At 51.6% G+C, this 21938-nt stretch carries 19 protein-coding genes, 1 pseudogene and 1 riboswitch; of the genes and pseudogenes, 1 reads left to right on the forward strand and 19 read right to left on the reverse strand.

Annotated features, from left to right (window positions below; all coding sequences use genetic code 11):
- Window positions 1-299: 299 nt before the first annotated feature.
- The 6 genes from GBEM_RS14795 to gapS4a form a co-directional block, all read right to left on the reverse strand.
- Window positions 300-593: an addiction module antidote protein gene (locus GBEM_RS14795; RefSeq protein ID WP_012531391.1), complete on the reverse strand. Its 294-nt coding sequence runs from the start codon at window positions 591-593 to the stop codon at window positions 300-302.
- A gap of 300 nt (window positions 594-893) precedes the next feature.
- Window positions 894-1088, reverse strand: coding sequence for a hypothetical protein (locus GBEM_RS14800; protein ID WP_012531392.1), 195 nt, complete (start codon window positions 1086-1088; stop codon window positions 894-896).
- 74 nt (window positions 1089-1162) lie between these two features.
- Window positions 1163-1239: riboswitch (cyclic di-GMP riboswitch) on the reverse strand.
- A gap of 2303 nt (window positions 1240-3542) precedes the next feature.
- Window positions 3543-4103: a HEPN domain-containing protein gene (locus tag GBEM_RS14815; RefSeq protein WP_012531397.1), complete on the reverse strand. Its 561-nt coding sequence runs from the start codon at window positions 4101-4103 to the stop codon at window positions 3543-3545.
- Window positions 4104-4105: 2 nt separating this feature from the next.
- Window positions 4106-5284 (reverse strand): DUF262 domain-containing protein, encoded by a 1179-nt coding sequence (locus GBEM_RS14820; protein ID WP_012531398.1) that lies wholly within the window; start codon window positions 5282-5284, stop codon window positions 4106-4108.
- A 74-nt stretch (window positions 5285-5358) separates the two neighbouring features.
- A complete protein-coding gene (gene gapS4b / locus GBEM_RS14825) occupies window positions 5359-6492 on the reverse strand; it encodes a GapS4b family protein (protein ID WP_012531399.1) in 1134 nt (377 codons plus the stop codon).
- Window positions 6489-7415, reverse strand: a complete 927-nt coding sequence (gene gapS4a / locus GBEM_RS21305) for a GapS4a family protein (RefSeq protein ID WP_012531400.1) — start codon at window positions 7413-7415, stop codon at window positions 6489-6491. The genes gapS4b and gapS4a overlap by 4 nt, the downstream gene beginning before the upstream one ends.
- 85 nt (window positions 7416-7500) lie before the next feature.
- On the opposite strand from gapS4a, the pseudogene GBEM_RS20815 reads away from it, so the two are divergent.
- Window positions 7501-7746, forward strand: a pseudogene (locus GBEM_RS20815) (transposase); the annotation flags it as partial.
- A 127-nt stretch (window positions 7747-7873) separates the two neighbouring features.
- On the opposite strand, the gene GBEM_RS14830 reads toward GBEM_RS20815, so the two are convergent.
- From GBEM_RS14830 to GBEM_RS14890, 13 genes are all read right to left on the reverse strand, one after another.
- Complete coding sequence (locus tag GBEM_RS14830) at window positions 7874-9565, reverse strand: hypothetical protein (RefSeq protein WP_041262800.1); 1692 nt, start codon at window positions 9563-9565, stop codon at window positions 7874-7876.
- 114 nt (window positions 9566-9679) lie between these two features.
- Window positions 9680-10069 carry an HNH endonuclease gene (locus tag GBEM_RS20820; protein WP_201764283.1) on the reverse strand — a complete coding sequence of 130 codons (390 nt, stop codon included), beginning with the start codon at window positions 10067-10069 and terminating at the stop codon, window positions 9680-9682.
- Window positions 10070-10742: 673 nt separating this feature from the next.
- The gene (locus GBEM_RS20825; RefSeq protein WP_012531403.1) at window positions 10743-11387 is read right to left on the reverse strand and encodes a hypothetical protein; all 645 of its coding nucleotides are present in this window, start codon (window positions 11385-11387) and stop codon (window positions 10743-10745) included.
- A gap of 186 nt (window positions 11388-11573) precedes the next feature.
- A complete protein-coding gene (locus GBEM_RS14840) occupies window positions 11574-12008 on the reverse strand; it encodes a hypothetical protein (protein ID WP_012531404.1) in 435 nt (144 codons plus the stop codon).
- Between the two features lie 472 nt (window positions 12009-12480).
- Window positions 12481-12903: a type VII toxin-antitoxin system HepT family RNase toxin gene (gene hepT / locus GBEM_RS14845; protein WP_012531405.1), complete on the reverse strand. Its 423-nt coding sequence runs from the start codon at window positions 12901-12903 to the stop codon at window positions 12481-12483.
- Entirely contained in the window at window positions 12900-13553 is a 654-nt protein-coding gene (gene mntA / locus GBEM_RS21845; RefSeq protein ID WP_012531406.1) for a type VII toxin-antitoxin system MntA family adenylyltransferase antitoxin, read from the reverse strand. Before mntA ends, hepT begins: the two co-directional genes overlap by 4 nt.
- A gap of 446 nt (window positions 13554-13999) precedes the next feature.
- The gene (locus GBEM_RS14860; protein WP_012531407.1) at window positions 14000-14908 is read right to left on the reverse strand and encodes a polysaccharide deacetylase family protein; all 909 of its coding nucleotides are present in this window, start codon (window positions 14906-14908) and stop codon (window positions 14000-14002) included.
- 24 nt (window positions 14909-14932) lie between these two features.
- Window positions 14933-15844 carry a formyltransferase gene (locus tag GBEM_RS14865; RefSeq protein WP_012531408.1) on the reverse strand — a complete coding sequence of 304 codons (912 nt, stop codon included), beginning with the start codon at window positions 15842-15844 and terminating at the stop codon, window positions 14933-14935.
- Entirely contained in the window at window positions 15834-16772 is a 939-nt protein-coding gene (locus GBEM_RS14870; protein ID WP_012531409.1) for a glycosyltransferase, read from the reverse strand. Before GBEM_RS14870 ends, GBEM_RS14865 begins: the two co-directional genes overlap by 11 nt.
- A complete protein-coding gene (locus tag GBEM_RS14875; protein WP_012531410.1) occupies window positions 16769-17932 on the reverse strand; it encodes a DegT/DnrJ/EryC1/StrS family aminotransferase in 1164 nt (387 codons plus the stop codon). The genes GBEM_RS14870 and GBEM_RS14875 overlap by 4 nt, the downstream gene beginning before the upstream one ends.
- Window positions 17933-17947: 15 nt before the next feature.
- Window positions 17948-18988 (reverse strand): bifunctional UDP-4-keto-pentose/UDP-xylose synthase, encoded by a 1041-nt coding sequence (locus GBEM_RS14880; RefSeq protein WP_012531411.1) that lies wholly within the window; start codon window positions 18986-18988, stop codon window positions 17948-17950.
- Window positions 18989-19049: 61 nt separating this feature from the next.
- Window positions 19050-20711, reverse strand: coding sequence for a phospholipid carrier-dependent glycosyltransferase (locus GBEM_RS14885; RefSeq protein ID WP_012531412.1), 1662 nt, complete (start codon window positions 20709-20711; stop codon window positions 19050-19052).
- Window positions 20712-21191: 480 nt separating this feature from the next.
- A complete protein-coding gene (locus GBEM_RS14890) occupies window positions 21192-21434 on the reverse strand; it encodes a GIY-YIG nuclease family protein (RefSeq protein ID WP_012531413.1) in 243 nt (80 codons plus the stop codon).
- Between the last annotated feature and the right edge of the window lie 504 nt (window positions 21435-21938).

The following is a 21938-nucleotide window of genomic DNA, read 5'->3' on the forward strand; positions in this document are numbered from 1 at the left end:
TCGATTAGGGAATAGCAAAGTTTGAGTTGGGAATAGCGAGTTTTGCCGGAGGAATAGCATATTTCAGTTTGGAAATAGTCAAAACCGAAATGGAAATAGCAAAAAAAGTTTTCGGAACAGTGCAAACCGGAATCGGTTTTGATTAATCAGGCTGGGAATCTGCAAAGTAGCTGCCCACCCAGTAAGAATGGGGCTGACGGACACCTGGCGCCTCAGCGACAACTATTCTGATACGAGGGTAACGCAAGGCGTCAGAAGCTCCAGCTTTCCGCGGATGCACCATATTGTCCTCTCATGCATTAACGAGCGTCGGCGTGCAGTTTAAGACCTAACGCTGAGATGATTTTGAGGATGGTATCAAACCCAGGAACCCGTTCGCCTGAAAGGGCCTTATAAAGACTTTCTCTTGAGAGACCGGCATCTCGCGCTACCTGCGACATTCCCTTGGCGCGTGCGATGTCACCAAGTGCCTTGGCAATAAAGGCAGCATCGCCATTAGCCTCTTCGAGACATGCCTCAAGATAAGCCGCCATTTCTTCTGGAGTGCGAAGGTGCTCGGCAACATCGTAACGACTGGTACCAGTTTTTGGCATTTGAAGCTCCTATAGAGGCGTTCAATTCTGACGAGGACACGAGCCTTAGCCTGAATATCCCGCAAGTCATCAAGCCATTTGGCAAACCGCTCAGTTTTGCGTATCTCCGTCATAGCGGTATTGTAGCCAGATGGCTACACGCTGTCAATGCACCTCGTCTTGGCGCCCTCCCCGAACGGCTGAAGTGCTTCCCATAAGTAAGAAGATCGAGCGGCAAGAGATGTCTTTGTTGATCGTGCCTTGAACAGTGCCGGTATTCCCATTGCACGAATCTCAGAGAAGAGAGGGTTGCACGGAGCATCATTTTTTCATTTGCTTAATGGCGTCGTTAAGCTTAGCTCCGGCTCTTTCGATTTCCTTGCCGGCTTTTTCGACGGACTTGTCGATCTCCTTACCCGCACGCTCCGCGGGCCCCTCTTTTCGGCAGCCACAAACACCGGCGACTATGCTACCCAATACCAAGACTGCGACCAGGATTTTGCTCGTTTTCATCATTCGGCACCTCACTGTTTATTCACTCATTCTCAAACGGGCACAAAAAAAGCCGGGGCCAGAATATCTTGAGATATTTCGGCGACCCGGCTGTCTCTATGAGACCCAGTAGGCTTTCCGTCCCACCCTCGCGGATGGTTTAGTATTGTCGTTATCTGACTTTAGCTGTTTTTGTTGGTGGCGCACGATAGCCTAAACCAGTCGGCGTCGTCAAGAGTAAAGGATAAGGGAACTGAATCGGAGCGCCCGGCTCCTTTCAGCTTCCGCCCAGCTCTTATCTACCGCGAAGATTGGACACGGCCTGGAACCGAAGGTTTTCTGGTCCGCGAAAAGCGGAAGGGGCCAGCTACCAAAACTTCCAACATGGCCTTGGTCCTGGAGGGGTGACTGGGTGCAGCAAAGGCTGACATTATAAAGGAAAAAAATAACGGTAATGTACAGATGGCCACGGCCGACAGCATAGGGCTTGAAGCAGCCTGTACTCGCTTAGGGACGCTTTTGCCCTTGACCGACAGCCTTTTAATGGGTGCCCCCTTTCGCTCAACATGACAAAAGCCGCTACTTAGTCGGTAGCGGCTTTTGCATTGCCTGGAAAACAATCTGTGAAGAAGAGAACTGACTTCTTCTGTGCCTCATGTGTTGCAGAATTATCGGTATTTTGTTCCCGCTATTTTGCGGAATTTTCATCACGTACTTCTAGGATGCCTATGGACGAGGACGCAGTGCTGTATTCGACCGGTCGTGAAAAGGGCTAGGCGTGGCTACTCCGATGCACCCCTTCATACATGGTCCCCCCAGCGTTGTCTTTGAAGCCGCTATATACGTGTTGTGCACTCGGTTTCGTAATTTTATACCAGCGGGTGTACGCGTAGCACTGGATGGCGACGACGGTAGCGGATGCAGCACTCAGGGTCATGATAAAAATTTTAGCGAACTCGATGTTACTCATGGTCTGTTTTCTCCTCTGGGGCCTGTTATCCCCGTTCCCATTGTGTTAACACGTCAACAATCAGCCATGCCATCCACGACCATCAGAGACGTGTTCTTTGAGTCTATTATTCGGAAGAGGAACCCATTCTTCAACTGAAGAGATCCTGAAGATTTAGTCAGGATCTGCAGGGGAAATTTGCTACCTATTGAGCGCGGTCCAGCTTTCCCCGCCAGTTCCGGCAACCAGAGGGGTCAAACCTCATCAAAACGGACGTGCAGTTTTCCCGCATCCGGCTTTCCGATGTTCTGCACCGCAGCAACTAGAACCGGACTTCTCGAGCAAGCTTTGGGTCATCAACCATCCATTCAGCCTTTGTCCATGTCCAGGCCTGACCCTCTAGCCCCTCTAGCCCCTCTAGCCCCCGGGTCCTGCCCCCCTTCGCTCACCATGACAAAAGCCGCTACTTAGTCGGTAGCGGCTTTAGCATTGCCTGGAAAACAATCTGTGAAAAAGAGAACTGAATTCTTCTGCGCCTCATGTGTTGCAGAATTATTGGTATTGTGTCCCCGGAATATCCGTAGTGAAGCGTCAGCGGAACGGAGACCGTCTACCGCCCGATGGTTGGGGTCCTTTTTGATGCCAAAATCAGCATTATACGCAAGTGACCGCTCGCGCAAAGTGAGCAGGTTCCCAACTTGCTCCCGAATCCTTCTTCCAATGGCTTCAACTCTGAGGTGGGTCTTAACCTCCTCAATAAATTTCCGATCGCCAACAGCCACGCTCTGCCTGTTAGCTCGCGCCATGCTTTATTGGCCCTTTTTTGCCGGTGAAAACATGCTTTTAAGGGTAAAATACATGGACTTTATTTGTCTTTATCGTGTCATTACAACACGTTGCCTTGGTCCGACCCCGCCCCGCCGCCCCGCCCCATAGCCTAAACCAGTCGGCGTCGTCAAGAGTAAAGGATAATGGAACTGAACTGAAGCGGCATAAGTGTGTTCTTTACTTGGTCCCAACGGCTCGGCGTGACCGGCGGAGCGCCCGTAGGGGCTTTGGGGCTTTGGGGGGCTACGCAGGTGACCGCTCGCGCAAAGTGAGCAGGTTCCCAACTTGCTCCCGAATCCTTCTTCCAATGGCTTCAACTCTGAGGTGGGTCTTGACCTCCTCAATAAATTTCCGATCGCCAACAGCCACGCTCTGCCTGTTAGCTCGCGCCATGCTTTATTGGCCCTTTTTTGCCGGTGAAAACATGCTTTTAAGGGTAAAATATATGGACTTTGTTTGTCTTTATCGTGTCATTACAACATGTTGCCTTGGTCCGACCCCGCCCGGACCTCCTCAATAAATTTCCGATCGCCAACAGCCACGCTCTGCCTGTTAGCTCGCGCCATGCTTTATTGGCCCCTTTTTGCCGGTGAAAACATGCTTTTAAGGGTAAAATACATGGACTTTGTCTGTCTTTATCGTGTCATTACAACACGTTGCCTTGGTCCGACCCCGCAACACGCGGTGGCCCCTCTGCCCCACTAACTTGGAAACCAAACCACCTGTGTCAACTTATCCTCAATAAATTTAACAAATTTCGTAGCAGCCTGATACAACAGGAAGATTTCTTCGGTATTTTTATTGTCAAAGCTATAAGCAGCGAAGTTGCTGTGAACAAGGATATTGCGTAAGTGCCCTAGTTCTAGAAAAGCTTTCATGGATTCTTCTAGTATGGGGTCTTTCTTTATTTCTTCCGAAGCCAATCTTTTGAATTCTTCACCAAATAATGCAAAAAAAACGTTGGCATTTTTTCCTGGTTTATTAGGATTATCTTTCTCACCCCAATCGAAATAGGTGTGGTACTGCATAGTAATAGCCTTCTTCTTAAAGAAGCTGACAACCTTGGTGTTGCCACTCGATTCTTGAGAGATAAAACGAACCAGTACTTCTTGTATCCTATGTTCAAAATAACTCGCTGAAGACAAGGTGATCACTTTTTTAAAGTACTTGTTCACATCACTAGATAGTGACGGCTGGCCACTTCCATCAAGGAAAGCAATAATACACTTATATTCTTCGTTCAGTATTTCGACTGGGGTCATGTTTACACCAACATCTCTTTAGCCCGTTCTATTCTATACTTCACATTTTTCTCGCTAGCAGTGTCGAATTGCGTCGCCTCGATAAATCCTTCATCTTCTTTAAGGCTTAAAACTTTTTCTATGCCAATTGGGGACACATTTAAATCTCTATTACAAAAAGCGCCTACGCAGCTTGCAACAAAAATAGACTCAAAAACTGAGATATTAAAACGACCAGACTTACTATGAAATATTTTATCCTCAGTTGGTACATTTTCTAAGAACCTCTCAAACAGCCTTTCAAGATATATGATATTTTCTCCTGGGAACATTTTTGCTTTCAGAGAAAATCTATTTAAGAACTTAGTCATAGATGGTTTATAAGTATTACCATCTACCAACATTGCGAACCCTCTGAGAAGAATCTCGACATCCTTCATGTTGAGATCCGGGGTAGCCGAAGGCGTTAAGGCACGCCAGTTCTGTGAGAGGTTCAACCGATATAGCATGTCATAAAATGCGGAATGGAATAAACTAGTACGAATTTCTTGAGGCTTCAAATTGATGCCGCCAGAGTTTAACCTGTTAAATATTTCAAAGACTACTGAATGTTCATCGTCAGGTGCGTTTTGTTTGATTATAATATTTCGGATGGTGCGCAACTCAAATGATATTTTGTCAGCGTCATCAAGCGTGAAATAGTTAAGACCATTAAACTTGTTTACTTGGTTAGGCTGAGCGCTAGGCAACTTCAAGTTGAAATCTGAAAAATATTCGTTGTTGTTAAGTATTGTCTCGGGTATTCCTTTGTTCTGGTCGAATATAACCCTCAGCTCTAGTCTTTTTTCATTCCGCGGAAACCTCTTCTTCATAAAGTAATAGATAGTCATGTATCGTTGTTGACCATCTATAACCATAAATTTGTTCTTTGCCTCCTCATATAAAAATATCTGTGGTATGGGGATCCCGATTATAATCGACTCTATTAGCTTAGATGCTCTTTTAATGTCCCAGACGTAATTTCTCTGGAAACCTGGAATCTTGACGACACCTGACCCAATGAAATCGAAAAGAGTCTTTATATTGAAGTCATTAGGCGATGCCGAGATGTCATACTCGGTGAAGCTTATATCTTCTGCAATGCCATTAACATCTTCTTCTGGATCGACCCATGAAACTTCTGGCACGTCTTCAATCTCCACTTGTCACTCCTCTCACGCACTGACATTGTATTTTACAGCGAATGGAATCGGAACCAAACCTGTTGATACGAAGGTCAAGCGACACATTTAACAGTAGTATATTTAGCATAGCCTTCATGCTTTTTACTCTCTAACTCTTTGAGCATTAACTTTTTTATTTCATACAAGTTGATCCCTTTTGGCATTAAATCCAGAGCCAGTGACTTTACGTTAACTTCGATTTCAGCATTCTGGTCTTTGCATCTTGAGTAATCTGGGAAAGAAACAGAAATTATACACTCACCCTTAAACCCTTTTATGTCAAATTTAAACTTGGCATCTAGACGGTACAAACATATAAAATGATGGTATTTAGTGTCCTCAACAAAAAAGGTGTTGTGCAGCGACTTACCATTCAACTTTAAACGCTCTATCTTTTTCTCCATCCAACCTATATCTTCAGGAAGCGAAAGATCAGGATCTGGCCCAAACTCAAGATCAACAATATCATCGAATAAGAAGAAATCGGAAGTATTATCTATAGTTAAAGACCACAAAAATCCTATTCTGCTACTGTTGGTAAAGTCTGAGAACAAGATCTTTTCTATCTTACTCTTGTCATTCACATATCCACTTGACTTAAAATGTTTTTCCAAATGCTTAGCGGTAGCAAAAGCTACTTGTTTAGTTTCTGAAGAGGTATGAGCTATAGCAATTCTAACCGTGTTATCAGCAGTGTTCCTTGTTAACTCAATGCTCCCGGGAAAGGTAGATTTATTAGAAGCCCAGTTCTTTGAATAATCTTTGCGTTCTATATTATACTTTATAACAATATGATTGGGATCATTATCGATTTGAACAAAATTAGGTTTGCCAACAACACTATAATTTGAGAATGGCAAATCTATTATTTTTTTAAAATCAAGATCGTCTGGCACGGCCTCAATCAGCGATTGTTCGCAGTCCCATTTTAGAGACTGAAAGACATATTTGGGGTTGTCTTCCTTAGTGCTTTGACATTCTCTTAGATAATCAAATTCGTCAGGACTAAGAAGTAGGGACATAAGAAGTGGAATTGTATCTTGTTTTTCGGAGCCCGGAATGAAGACACCTTTCATTCGTAACAAGTCTTTGAGGTCGGACTTGTTAACAAATGATTGCTCCATATACCCGCGAAGCATTTCACCATAAGGAAGAAATTGGTCGATGTCCTTCGGATGCTGATTCATATACCAGCCTCCCTGTAATCATTACAGTAATTAGCTACAGTGATGGTTTCGGTAAACTTTTTATCACTAAACCCAGCCCGCGCAGACATGACGTCGTTTAAATGTACCAACTCGTTGTAATCGGGAAACAGAATAAGAACATCCGAAGTAAAGTCAGAAGTAATATTGTGGGCAAGGCCTATAAGTCTTTTCAACCTGTCACGGTGGAAGCAATCGAATAATGATAACACGAACGTTTTTGTGCCATCTGAGTTGTTTATTTTAAATGGTATTACACTAGAGTTGATATATTCAACCGGCATAACTGTGCCAGATGTAAACTTATCAGTATTATTAATATTTCGTCCAGTATTGATATAAAAAAATTCAATACTCGACGCTGGCTTTATTAGTTTCAAATATGAAATAGTTTTATAAATAAACTCTATTTTTAAATTGTCAACGAGATAGATTGCATCGTAATTATAATCACTAACTTGCCTAATGTTGGATACTTTTTCAGTGATATTGACTGACCTGTCATTAGTGTTAGTGAGCCAAAATATGACTCCAACATCTTGTGCATCATCAATGCCGCTGAACCGGTTGTTTTGTGTTTGCTTAATTTCTGATTTTTTGAAACACTCTATTGCGGTGGCTAAATCCTCAAAAAAGCCTTTGAATTTCGCATTGGGGCTAGTTGGATATGAAGATGCCGAATATTTCACTGACATACATACGTGGTTAACAGTACGATCTACAAGTTGTGATTTATAGGAGAACAAGTAGTCAATTCCATGTGTTTTTGTAACTGCACCATGCTTCTGTGTCCTTATACACGGGATTTCCGTTCCAGAGAGAGAATCCCCCCATCCAACTATTTTGAGGAATTTGCCAACGACATCTTCTCCTTTTTCCCCAACCCTCTTCGACCACTCTCCCACTGCAGCCCCCTATCCAACAGCAGTCTAATCATATAACCGCTTCTTATAGCACGAAGTCCTTCAATATAAAAGTATATTCATCTAGCACGTCGCGCAGAACAAGAGCAAGAGAAGGTCAGCGATCGACGGCAGAACCACGAGCCTTCTTAGCTACACCATCAGCCAGAGGATCAGGAAGCGAATTGAAGAAGGCTTTGGCTGGATGAAGACCGTGGGCCGGCTGCGCAAGACGATGTATCGAGAAGTAGAGAAGATCGCAATGCAGCTTGACCTACATGCAGTCGCCTACAACCTGGTACGAATGTCCAACTTGGGCCTTGGTGCCACCTGAAAGCCTCTCAGGCCCTTCATGGGACTGAAAATTCGGCAGCACAACCGGTTGTGAAAGAACAAAAATCATGACAATTGCAGTTCAGCAAGCGCCACGGAAGGCGGTTGCCAATAACAGTCAGTTTTTTTCAACGGCCTGCTAGAACACTGCGCGTATCTTCAAGGTACGAGATCCACGGTGACGCTTCACCATCAGACATAACGTCATCAACTGTTTGCATTTGTAGTATTATTCGACGAGTCATTGGCGAAAGAGGTAAAGTAGCTAAACTCGCTCGTTTGTCCAATAAACTGCTCTGCACCTCGACATCAGCAGTCAACTCTGGTTGACCTAGATCCAGCGGTCGAAGAAGCGCTAATGCCCAAATATTGCGTAGTTCACTAATTGCGACAGCGAGCATCTGTACATCTCCTACAGATTCCTGCACTAACCACAAGAATGTGGCGAAGTTCAGGCTAAGGATGTCCTCGTCAGGAGTTTCCATTGTGATATCGATTGGGTCAAACCACGTAAGTAGGGCCATGTGCACGCGACTTGGTGGTGGGGCATCAATCCCGAAGAGCTGTTTCATTGTGAGGTGTCCACTGGCGATGGTCCGCTCCGTTGAACGGAGCTGGGAAACAGCGCGGGAAACGTTTACCTTCGCCTCCTCAAACCGGTGCAGGAGGCTGTCGGTACGGTGCTTGTCATAAACCGTCTTTACCTCACAGAGAAGCAGTTCTCTCGTTTGAGTGTCATACAGGGCTAAATCCACGTCTCCACCTGAATAGTTGCGGCGTACAGTCACTTTAAGTCGAGGAGTTTGCGGTAACATAGACCCAAGGGTGTCCGCCGCTCGCGCTAGCGAGGAACCTAAAGTTTCATTCCACGCCCGCTCATGCCTGCGAATTGCAATAATTAGCATTCCAGCCACGAGATTGTGTGCCTTGAGGAAACATGGGTTGCGAAGAAATTTGTCGTACAACCGAAAAAACGGTGGATTCATCAGGGTCTTTGCAGCTTCCGACGGCGCCATACTGAAGCCGCTCACGGCTTTAATTAGCAAGGTGCTGCTAATGGGTTTGTACTGTGGGTAGGCTTGGACGTAGATGTCCCAGAGCTTTGCGAGAAAAGGCTCGTCGTACCAGTAGGAGTGCCCGACAGTATCTGCGGCAAAAGAGAGAAACACAAGAAAGCCGGCCAGCGCCGCCATTTCCTCAGTGTTGACCCCAATTGCAGATTCAAATTTCGTCCAGCCAGCAGGGTCTGTTCGGGTGACGAAGTACAGCACCTCAGGGCTAGCCATCAGCACATGGCAGAGTTCATCAAGAGAAAGGTCCTGCAGCGAACGTCCCAGTAAACGTTGAAGCAGATTCGGTTGCGCAAGTTTGTCCAGCAATAGGAGCGCCGATTGGCGCCGGCGCCGCGTAAGGCGATGGTGAGCACGGTCAGATTGTGGGTCGTACCAGCAAGTCCAGATACCATGCCGAAGTCGCGCAGCCTGTTCAAGATTTAGCTCAGCCATCAACTGCTGAATGAAAGTCTCCCGCACCCACGGGTCTGGCCGAAGTGGGTTCTCGAATGAAGGAGTGATCGTTGCCTTTTCGCAAGCAACGAGGCAGTTCGTGAGCGCCAATCCCGTGACAGGCACCGTGTAATCCTCGTAGTCGGCACTGCCTATGCCAATGTGGTGCACCGCGTGTTCTGCCATTTTGACAAACATCTCTGCAGCTTGCGGATGCAGATCAAGTGGCGGTTCTGCCGGTGTACGCTTTAGGTCCTCAGGACTTAGCTTTGCGTACTGTTGCAGCAGAGTGTCTGTGATATCGATTGCGCTCATATTGACCACTTCAAAAAGATGCTCCTGCTCTATCAAGCCAACTAGTTACTGAATGGTTAGACAAAGCATTTCATTTAGGATCCCGGCGTCCTATATAGAAACAAGCCTGGTGATTCATATTTTGTCGTATTTTGTCCTATTGCATTTCATGCAAAGCAGTTGAATATTCCTTTCGGTGTCGCTTCCACCTTTGCTGTGGGGAATGATGTGATCAAATTCAAGGTTCTCGTTTGAACCACATTCAACACAAACTCCTCCATCTCTATTCCAAACCACATTTCGAACTGCTCTTGCTATTGGTTGGCGTTTTCGTCTACTGTCAGCTTGTTCGGTTTGCATCTGAAAAAACCAATTGGCTGTTGCCTTGTCAAAGTCTGCTATTCTTTTTTGCTGCTCACTTAGTTTTCGCTCAGCTTCAGATTGCCCCGGCTGTCTAAACCAACTACTTGCAGCTTTGTTAAGAGCTGCGATTTTCTCCTGCTGTTCACGTAGTTTTTTTGTCATGACTACCTTTCCTGGCGAATATGGCCTGGAGGAGGACCACCGTCGGTTTTTATTGCAGACTGGGAGCCTTGGGGTCAACTCTTTCTTGTTGCTCATTTACAACTACGGCATAGCCCATTCGAAACTCTGCATCCAGTTCACGCCTCCGTCACCTCCGTCGGAACCGTTGTACTTGTAGGTGAACTTCAGCACCATGCCTGGTTCCCTTGGAATCGGAAGTTTTACGCTGAAGGGAAATATCCCATCTTGTTTGATTTGGTGCGGGATGACGAAGCATACGAGAGACTGAGGGGTCAGGTCTGGACCTGGACACGACCCAGGGATTGCAGAATCGCTTTGACTTTTTCGCGGACGGCTGTTTTTCGCTGTTGAATCTTGCTTCTAGTCTCGTGCTTGCCTTCAACACTGTAGAATCTCCAAACCCGAAGTGAGCGCCGACCCTCCTCAACCTCTCGCAACTATTGCGAGGACGGAAATGCACGGCGACTTCTCGAGCAAGCTTTGGGTCATCAACCACCGATTCAGCGTTTGTCCATGTCCAGACCCTCTGGCCCCTTAGAGACTGCCGTGAGGCCGACCGGAGGGCGTTGTGAGATTCTTGGTAATTTGTGCAGGAGGGTTCTATCTTATTTCAGCATCAGGCGCCGCCCGCTGGGAACTCCTTCTGTGAGAACTACAAAGCGTTCCACTCATCTTGCAGCTCCTCGCACCGAGCAATCATTTCTCCGCGAAGAGCATCGGTTACTGGAATTCCCTGGTGTACTGTTCCCGTTGGTACATCAACAAAAGCAACTGTATCTGGACTATTCGTTTGTAAATTGACATGAACCCCATAACTCATGCAACCTATAATTGCTCTCACATATTCATACTTCATCTTTTTTTGTGAAAAGTTGTATTTTATATATGTTTCCTTACCCAAGGTGTCAACCACGTGGATATCAGGTGTTACATTTATGGTCACTCCACCCAGATGGAATGGAAATTTACCTGTTCCAAGCACCTCAAATTTAGTACATCCGAAATATTTTGCGTAGCTCCTTAGTGACCTAGCATTACTCAGCATTTTAGTACGCAAAGATTTGCTCGGTGACAATGAATGCTTTTCCAATTCTGAGGCTTTTTCCAAAAGCCATTCAATGCTGTGGCAATTTTGATGAAATATTGCAATTGTTGATTTGGCTGGCCAGTAGTATTTAGCCATGGCCATTCCCTCATCATCAGGATATTTGTACCCACGTAATATTCGTTTTCTCGCAGCTTCAGTGCCCGTAATAAATTCGGCAAAACTCTTCATAGCGATACTTTTTGTTACCATACTTCACCTCCGAGCTAATAGATACCTGGTTGGTTATCATTCCAAGGGGCAGTTCTGGTGGCAACACGTTATGAATTAGAAGCAAAACTGCGCTAAATTGGATTTAACTATACGTACGGGGCTGTGATTCACCCCCTTCTTGAGGCTTGGGTCAGAGCCTTGGGGTCAACTCTTGCTCATTTACAACTACGGCACAGCCCAGTCGAAAGTCTGCATCCAGTTCACGCCTCCGTCACCCCCGTCGGAACCGTTGTACTTGTAGGTGAACTTCAGCATCATGCCTGGTTCTAATGGAATCGGAAGTTTTATGTCGAAGGGAAAGATCCCATCCTGTTTGATCTGGTGTGGGATGACGAAGCATACGTTCCGTGCTCTTGTTTTGCCCGCGGCATCTATTGCTGTGACCCAGATTTCGATCCCTTCCATGTAGGCGTATCGGAGATTTTTTGCCACACCCTCGACAACCGTCTCCATCCCCGCCTGTTTGATCTCCCAGGCCAAGGCCAGGTCGAACTGCGAATAATGGTACGGCAGCGACTTCAACCGTTCACTGTTCACATCGCTGTGCGTCGTGCAACCGCTGCAAAAGATCGTCAACAGAAACAGCCAAAGCTTTCGCATTTACCAGTACCTTTGAGGCCGAGGAAATTGAGATTAAGATTAAGATTGAGATTGAGAATAAGCAAAACCCTGCAGCCCACCTCAAGAAAGTTCCATGGACATATTTCTCATCACCGCTTCTCTCGCCGCTCCCCTCCGAAAGCCACGGCTAGTCGGCAGACAGGAAAATGTATACTCCGACAGCAAATCCTAAGGAATATTTTTAATATTAGTTATTTCCAAAACAAACTCTGCCTTCTTGAGGTGCACGCTGGCGCAAGCCATTCGGAGGATGTGGCATGTCATTCGACAAAAAGGGCTTACGCAGGAGCCTTTTGAAGTCAGCGTTACTGAAATAGACGGTGTAGCTAGCGTTTAGGAGGTTTGGGGTCTGTGGGAGATTAGGATGAGAAGCTTGGAAGAGAAGATCGTGGTGACTAGTCAAGAGGCAGTAACAAGAATGGGTGTGGTGGGACCAGGGGGCAATTAAGGTTCAGGCCTTATTCAGGTAGTGCTCCACGATCGTGTCTACGAACATAAGCAGATCATCCAGCTTGTTCTCAATAACATCTACCATCAGCTTTATGTCGAGGTGCTGGTACTCGTGAACCAGCACGTTTCTGAACCCTACCATGCCTTCAAGATGTGCGGCGAGATCCTTGGGGATCACGCCGTTGGCGGCCAGAAGGCGAAAGCTGTCTCTGCTCTCCTTTGGAAGCCCCAGCTTACCGACTTTGATGGCGTGGTTTGCGAGATCTATGCATTGCTCGCAGGCTCGCTGCAGGTTGAGAGCTATGGCGTCCTGCCTTAGATAATCTTCTTCGAACGGAACATCGGAAGGAAGCCTGTAGTAACTTCTTATCTGCCCGACACACCGCTCGATGCTGTCTTTCTTGTTGAGAATGATGTCAGTCATACTTGATGCAATCTCCCTCCGCGAATGGCATCCTGGAGTATCCCCGCCCTTTCTTCGTTTAGTTTCTGGTACAGGGACATTGTCAGCATCTCGAACTCGTCAGCGGCATACATGTCGCCATCGTAAATGCGGCGCTCGGCAAATATCACTTCCTTCTGCAGCACCGTCGAGACATTGCGAAGGTTGATAAGATCGACGTTGCGATTAAGTAGACGCTCTAGCTCAAGGTGCAATGGGCTCTGGCAAAGCGAGCCCACCATCTTCGATTCCTCTGGCCTGAGCAGCAGAGCGATATCGACATCGCTGTCATCTCGCTCGTCTTCAGTAGCATAAGAACCGAAGAGATAGATTGCCTGGACGGTGGGATGGTGTTTAAGGATGGCATCAACATAAGCGAGCCCCGCCTGTTCCTTCCCCAACCGGTACAAGGTGTCCGCGTCAATACCGAGTTCACCGTCGCCCCACTCTATCCCGTGTCCCCATTCCTCCACCGCGGCACTGATAAAAAATGCCGGCTCTCTAAGTTTTTCGTACCCCGGAGAGTCCAGATATTCCGCCAGTTCGACCGTAGTATGCTTGCCGGAGCGCCAAACTATGGTCACTCTCGACGGCGCCTCGGCGGCAACCGATTTGATCATCTGTTGAGTCATAACGTCATCCTCTGTTCCAATAGTGCAGATGAATGCGGAGTGCCATGTTCGCGGCCGAAAACGTCTATCTTCCTGTTTCGGTTGTGCTGGAGACATGCCATGCGGTCGCAGTATAGGGAACATTATTCCCTGTGTCAAACCTCTAGGTTTTCGGTCCCGGCATGTCTTCGCAGATTTTAGTGTCGAACCTAGGGCGATTTAAAGTACACGGACTACGCCCTGCTGTTGAGAGTCTAAAACTGATTTTCGATGAGGTAAGACGAAAGCATCCCGATGTATATGCTTCCGTGGGATCTTGTGGAATGCTTTGTTGCAGGAGACAGAGAGGTGGTTGCAGGGGGTGGGTCGCCATCTTCACTGATCTTCCGGATCGCCGCTCAGTATCCCAATCTACCTGTCGCTGGCGGTGAAGTTCGACGGCTCGGCTGCTCGTCATCAATTTGCAGCTAAAGAGCGGGCGCCTGCAGCGCGACCGGCATGGCCCTGCCGGCGATAGGACCCATCTCTACCGCGCAGGCAGGGGCGTCGGCGCCATACTCGGTGGCCGCTTGGCTAAGTGTGACAAAGCGCACCCCGCTCGCGGACAACCCAACGAGAAGTTCCCGGAAGGTGGCGAGAAGGGCATTCCCCTCCAGTTCCGCGTGAATGGTGTGCACGTTCAGCCCGGGCTTGAGACGCTTCAGGTAGATATCGTTGACGGTGGCGGCGGTGACGCCGTTTTCACCGATCAACTCGTCCATCGTGGGCCAGGTGGAGGGGACTTGCAGGGTCTTGAAACGCTTGCCGGAAAAGACGGGATAGAACGGGAACTCTCCCCTTGTGTCGCTACAGTAGGTAAAGCCGAGCGCATCCTGGGCCTCGAAGGATGTCGAGGTTACGGTCCAACCGGGGGCGGCACTTGTCGCCGCGCGGCAGCCGAAGATCTCCTGGAACGCGGAACTGGCGCGTCCGAGCTCAGCAGCCACCTCTTCACGGGAAAGCTGCCGCAGGTGGTCGTGCCAGTGTACGTGGTCCCAGCAGTGGATCCCCGTCTCGTGCCCCGCATCCTTCACGCTCGCGATGACCCCCGCCAGGTTTGCCCCGATGAGCGGTGCGGGAAGCAGGGTGCCGTAGAGCATGGTCTTCAGCCCGTACATAGCGGGAGCCTTGGTCCGCAGCATCTTGGCGAGGAACCCCTTGTGCAGCAGACGGCGCACGGCCTTTCCCGAGTTGTCGGGGCCTAGGGAGAAATAGAAGGTGGCGCGCACCCCGAATTCTTCGAAGATCCGCAGCAGGTTGGGGATGCCGTCACGGGTGCCGCAGAAGGTGTCTACGTCGACCTTGAGGGCGAGGGTCGGACTTTGCTGTTGAGGCATGAGGGCTCCGTTTGGTGGCTGGGATCAGGCGAGGAGTTCGCCGTTGCAGGAGGTCTTTTCCACGAAATCGGAAGCTGAGAGTTCCGTATCCCCTTCAAGCTGCAGGCTTCGGATCTCCAGTAGCCCCTCCCCTGTGCCGACTAGCAGCGGCCGGGTGGAGACCACGCGTCCCGGCTCTCCCGCTCCCTCGACAGGAAAGGCCTGCCATACAAGCAGTTTTTGGCCGGCAAGGGTTGTGAAGGCGCCTGGGTAGGGGTGGGTGACGCCGCGCACCAAATCGTAGATCCGGCGCGCGCTCAGGTTCCAGTCGATGCGGCCGTCCTCTGGTTTGCGGCCGCCGCAGTAGTTGCCGGCCTTGAGGTCCATCGGGATGCGCGGTGCGGTTCCGGCGACCAGTTGCGGCCAGGCGCGGCGCAGCACGGTCACGGCGGCGTCGGTCACCTTGTTGAAGACGTCGAACGCCGTGTCCTTAAAGGCGATTTCCACCGCTTCCTGGTCGACGATCTCGCCGGCATCCGGTTTCTCCACCATGTAGTGCAGGGTTGCCCCGGTGCTTGTTTCGCCGTTGATCACCGCCCAGTTGATCGGGACGCGTCCGCGGTACCGCGGGAGGTAGGAGCCGTGCAGGTTGAGGGCGCCGCGTCTCGCCAGGGTCAGCACCTCGGGCGAAATCATGTTGCGGTAGTAGAAAGAGAGGAGGAAGTCCGGGGCAAGTTCGGCAATCCTCTCGCGGTTTTCGGCATCGTTGACGTTGCCGGTCAGGCAAGGGATGCCGTGGCGGGCGGCCAGTTCGCGTACCGAGCGGAACCAGATCTCCTCGCTCGCCGAGTCCTCGTGGCTGAAGACGAGGCGGACGTCGGCCCCCTGGCGGATCAGTTCCTCCAGGCAGCGGTAGCCCACGTTGTGGTAGGCGCAAACTACGACCTTATCCTTCATCGCTTCCTCCGTGTATCCTGCGCACCACGTAGCGCGGCCTGCGCCGCACCTCCTGGTAGATCCTCCCCACGTACTCTCCCACGATCCCGATCCCGAAAATGGTGACGCCGATGAAGAAGAACAGGATGGCGAACAGGGTGAAGATCCCTTCCACCTCGGCGCCGACCACAAAGCGCCTCGCCATGAGGAACAGGGCGAAGGCAACGGCACCGAGCGCGGTGATGATGCCGGTAAGGGCGAAGAGTTGCAGCGGCACCACGGAAAAGCCGGTCATCAGGTCGAAGTTCAGGCGGACCAGCTTGTAGAGCGAGTACTTGCTCTCTCCCTCGCTGCGCTCCGCGTGCGCCACCTCGACCTCGCTAGGGCTCGACGCGAAGGTCTGGGCGAGGGCCGGGATGAAGGTGCTTGCCTCGCAGCAGCGGTTGATGTTGTCCACCACGTTGCGGTGGTAGGCGCGCAGCATGCAACCGTAGTCGGTCATCCTCATGCCGGTCATTTTCCGCGTGGTTATGTTGACCAGGCGCGAAGCGCTCTTGCGGAAGAACGTGTCCTGCCGGTTTTGCCGGATGGACCCCACCACGTCGTGTCCAAGCTCCATTTCGGCTACCAGCTTGGGTATCTCCTCGGGCGGGTTCTGCAGGTCCGCGTCCAGGGTGATCACGATCTCGCCTCGGCTGATCTCGAAGGCGGCCATGATGGCCATGTGCTGGCCGAAGTTGCCGTTGAATTCGATCACCCGCACTTCAGGGTATTCCCCGGCCATGCGTTTCAGGATTTCCAGCGAGCGGTCGCGGCTCCCATCGTCGGTGAAGATGATTTCAAAGGGGCGCCCCATCCCGCGCAGCACGGGGTAGAGGCGCCCCATCAGGTTGTCTAGGTTCCCTTCCTCGTTGTAGACGGGAACGACGATGGATAGGTAGGGGGTCATTTGCGGTTCCTTGCGATCACGATCTTTACAGCTTCAACTACGTCGCGCGCGTCTTCTTGCGTCATTTTCGGGAAAAGCGGCAGCGACAGGATGCGGTCGGAGGCGTAGTCGGCGTTTGGGAGCGAGTTTTCCGGCTGCGGCAGGTTGGCCTGGTACCAGGCGTGTCGGTGTACCGCCTTGTAGTGCAGTCCGGTGCCGATGTTGAGTTCCTTCAACTGCGCCATGAAGCCGTCCCGGTCGATGGAGAGCCGCTCGATTTTAACCAGCGGCGTATAGAGGTGCCAGGCGTGGCGCTGGCTGTAGGGGGCGTACGCGGGGAGGCTTAGTTCAGCCACGTCGGCAAGCTCTTGGTTGTAGAAATGGGCGATCTCGGTGCGCCGGTCGATGAAGCCGTCCAGCTTGGGGAGCTGGTGGATCCCCAGGGCCGCCTGGATGTCCATCATGTTGTACTTGAAACCGGGAAGCACGATGTCGTAGCCCGGCGTCCCGCTCACCGCGAAGCGCTTCCACGCCTCGCGGCTCATGCCGTGGAACTTCAAAAGCGACACCTCTTCGGCAATCGCTTCATCCGCGGTGCAGACCATCCCCCCCTCGCCGGTGGTGATGTTCTTGTTGGGGTGGAATGAGAAGATGGAGATGCTGTCCAGGGAGCCGATTTTGCGCCCCTTGTACTCGGTGCCGGCGGCGTGTGCCGCGTCTTCGATGACGGTAAGGTTGAACTCGCGGGCCAGATCGAAGATCGGGTCCATGTCGCAGGACTGCCCCGCGAAGTGCACCGGGATGATGGCCCTGGTGCGCGGGGTGATCTTCTCTCGTATCTTCCCGGCGTCTATGTTAAGGGTTCCCGGCTCGATATCGACGAGGACCGGCTTAAGGCCACAGAGAACGCAGATGCTCACCGTAGAGGCGAAGGTCATCGGGGTGGTGATCACCTCGTCCCCTTCCCGGAATTTCAAGGCCAAAAGGGTCAGGTGCAGCCCGGCGGTGGCCGAGGAGAGGGACACCGCGAACGGGGCGCCGACATAGGCGCGGAACTCCTCCTCGAAGCGCTTTACCTTCGGTCCGGTGGTGATCCAGCCCGATTTGAGTGAATCGACCACCTCGTTGATTTCGGCATCCTCGATGGTCGGGGTGGAAAAGGGTAGAAATTCGCTGCGCACGTGGCCTCCGGTAGCTTACAAAAGGTGCTGGATGGTTTCCCGCTTCTCGATCAGGTAGAAGTCGAGGGTCTCTTTCAACGCGTCATCCACAGTGGTGCGCGGCTCCCACCCCAGTCGTGCCTTGGCGTTTTTCACGGAAGGGACCCTGTTCAGCATGTCCTGGTACCCCTTTCCGTAGTATTGCGCGGAGCTGACCTCGATTATGGGGCAGGCAAGCGCCTTCTCCCGGTATTCGGGGTACTGCTGTACCATTGCCACAAGCTTATGGGCAAGTTCCTTTACCGACAGGTCGTTGTCGGGGTTGCCGATATTGAAGATCCCGGAATCGGCGCAGCCGTCACGGTTCTCAATGATCCGCATCAGGCAGTCGATACCGTCCTCGAGGAAGGTGAAGGAACGGCGCTGCTCTCCGCCGTCCACGAGCTGGATCGGCTCGCCGGCCAGGATGTTGTAGAGGAACTGGGTCAGGACGCGGGAACTCCCCTCCTTCGCGGTGCTGATCGAGTCCAGCTTCGGGCCGATCCAGTTGAAGGGGCGGAACAGGGTGTAGCGCAGTCCCTCATGGGCGCCGTAGGCATAAATGACCCGGTCCAGCATCTGCTTGGCGCAGGAGTAGATCCAGCGCTCCTTGTTGATCGGGCCCAGCATGAGCGGCGAGTTCTCCTCGTCGAACTCGCGATCGGGGCTCATCCCGTAGACCTCCGAGGTGGAGGGGAAGATGATCCGCTTGTTGTACTTGGCGCAGAGGCGAATGATCTTGAGGTTCTCCTCGAAGTCGAGTTCGAAGACCCTGAGGGGGTCTTTGACGTAGGTGATGGGGGTGGCGATGGCAACCAGGGGGAGCACCACGTCGCACTTTTTGATGTTGTACTCGATCCATTCCTTGTTGATGGTGATGTCCCCTTCCAGGAAGTGAAAGCGGGAATTGCCGATGGAACGCTCCAGCTTATCGCTGGCCATGTCGAGGCCAAAGACCTCCCAGTCGGTGGTGGTCAGGATGCGATGGGTGAGGGCGTTGCCGATGAAGCCGTTAACTCCGAGAATTAGTACTTTCAATGGTTTCTCCTTTGCTGCTGATAACGCTCCGGCTGCGGTGACCGCGCCGGAACCAGAATGTTTATCTGTTGGTGACGAGGTAGTGTTTCGAACTCTGCCACAGGATGCGCGGCGGGATGACGGAGCCGGCTTTAAGTTCCCCCAGGGTTTCCCGCTGAACCATGGCGTACACCGGCTTGGGCCCGTTCCAGAGCGCGAGGAATGCGGGGCGCTCCAAAAACCAGGCGGACTGGTCGCCTATCTTGCTGCCGAATTCGATCTCGCCGGCACCGTCGAAGATGGCGACGCGCCGCCCCGCGTAGAAGGAGAGCCCCTGACGCAGCCCTTGGCTTACCAGCACAGCGTCCGGGCTGGCAAGCCGTTTGACTATTTCGCCCGGCTCGCGGTACGACTTGCGCTCCGCGAAGATCGGGAAGACGAATTGGGGCGCGGCCAGGAAGAGGAGGATCGAGCCAAGAACGAGGCCGCCTAAGAGCAGGCGCGGGTCCCGGCGCCTGGCCGCCGCGAGGGCGACGATCCCCTGCGCGAGGAATATCGAACCGATGACGCTTCCTCCGACGAATGTCACGAGTGGCCCGTGCGCCACCAAAGGGTACAAGACGGCGGCGCAGCCCAAAAGGATGAGGACGCAACCGAATACGAGCGCGGGGCGGCGTAGCGGACGGAACTCCCCGTTCAGCGCTTTATCGAACAGCGCGCCGATGAGTATGGCGAGGGCCGGGTAGACCGGCAGGATGTAGGCAGGCAGCTTCGAGTTCGACTTCGAAAAAAACACGAAGATGATGATCGCCCACAGCGCGAGGTATAGGCGCGCCTCCCCGCCGGGGAGGGTGCGCTCGCGCCAGAAGCCGCGCAACGCCGCCGGGATGAAGAAGGACCAGGGGATCATGAAGCCGAAGAGGATGGGGATGAAGTACCAAAACGGCTGGTAACGGTGATGCACCGTGGTCAGGAAGCGCTCGAAATGCTCGTGAATGAAGAAGAACTGGAAGAACTCCGGGTTGTCCCGGCACACCAGCACGAACCAGGGGGCCGCGACCGCGAAAAAGAGGATCAGCCCGGTGAAAAGGCGCATCTCTTTCAGGATCCGCCAGCGACGTGTGAGCACGATATGCCAGAAGATAACCGCGCCGGGAAGGACCATGCCGATGAGCCCTTTGGCGAGGACCGCCAGGGCGGCGAAGAGGTAGAAAAGGTAATAGTAGCCGGCTTTGGGGCGCTCGGCTTCCCGGGCGGCCAGTATGTAGCTCCCAAGCGCCGCCGTCATGGTGAAGGTGAGCGGGATGTCGGTGATGTTCATCCGGCTCTGGATGAGGAAGCCGGTGCAGCAGCCAAGGACCAGGGCGCTCAGCAGGCCGACGCGGCGCCCGAAGAGTTCGCGCCCCAGGTGGTAGCTGAACAGCACCGTGCCGAGGCCGCTCAACGCGCAGGCGAGCCGGGCAGAAAATTCGCCGATGCCGAACATGGAGAATGATAGTGCGTTCAACCAGTATAGAAGCACTGGCTTTTCGAAATATTTAACGTAATTGAGCAGCGGAGTGATCAGGTCGCCGCGTTCCAGCATCTCGCGGGGGATTTCTGCGTAGCGGGTTTCGTCGGGGTCGATGAGCGGGGAGTGGCCCAGAAACTGAAGAAAGAGCAGCCCAAATACGAGGGTTAATATCAGGAGGTCGCGTCGGCGCGATTCATCTGGCCGGATGCGGTCGTACAGCGGAATCTGCATTAATGTTACTCCAGGGTTCCTTTTGTTCGTCGGTGCCGGCATAAGACAGCCCCGGGTGGAGCGGACAATATAGGGGATGGTGCATTGCATGAAAATGACACGCGCATTACATTGCTGTCATTTTACTACATTTTATTTTCATTGTCTGTCAGAGGAGGCCTTCGTCACCAGGCATAGAGAGCGATCATGTGGATTTCAGGTTCTTCATCGTCATCAATCATAGAGGGCGTCTTCTTTTTTGGGGGCCGCTAACTGTCAGAGCAACTCGCCCGGTGCATCTGACTCATCTTCTTTCCCTACTTCAAACAGAAGGTTTTAACCGAAGGAGAATCTATCAGATTTCTAATTCACGAGCAACCACTTATGTCTCAGAAAAATTCTTGGTAATTGACGGTTGCTTGCGAGTCTCCAGCTTTCAGTTCCCGCCTCTGTCACCGGAAGTGCGAAGATAGGGAACAGGTGGGCAGAGAACCAAAAATTTTACATAAAGTGCTTTTTCCTGAAGGCGAGGCCGGAGCAGGTCTTGAGATATTTCTCGAATGCGGAGGCTTTGGCTTCGTCGGCGAAGGCATGGTAGGTGATGATTCTCCAGGGGCGGTATTTTGAGGTGTGGGGGGATTGACCGGCGTTGTGGGAGGCAAGGCGCTTGTCGACGTCGGAGGTGAGGCCGACGTAGTGCCGGTCGGGATGGGGGATGCTTTGGAGGAGGTAGACGTATTTCATCTGGGGCTCCATTTTTTGGGGGGGGATTGGGGTTGGGGAAGTTTAGCTGGGTTTTTCGGGGCGGCAATAAAGGCTGGGCGTGGAGACACGCCCAGCAAGCGCCGTTGGGGATGGAATTTTAACGGCCGGAGGCCGTTAAACAAAGTTTTATCGGGCGTGGAGACACGCCCGAAGCCTTTGTTTGGGGGACGGTTTGCTGAATGGGGAGAGTCCACCTTCGCTAAACGTCCGCCTTCGTTGCACTTCGGCGAACAGCTACGGTGGACAACCTTCGCCAAAACCAAAGGCTCCGGTCGGCTCTGATGAGCCAACCGGAGCCTTGGCGAAGGTTGGTGGAGGTGGCGTCCATAGCACTAGCATCACAAATACCTGTTTTGATGGAGTAATAAATATAAATTATTTTACGATACCCCCAAATGTACCCCCGAATGTTTTTAGCTCGATTTTTACGAACCGTCCAACGACCAGAAACATCACAACATATGTCTCACCACAAAGGGGACA

Source organism: Citrifermentans bemidjiense Bem, from assembly GCF_000020725.1.
Classification (GTDB): Bacteria; Desulfobacterota; Desulfuromonadia; order Geobacterales; family Geobacteraceae; genus Geomonas; species Geomonas bemidjiensis.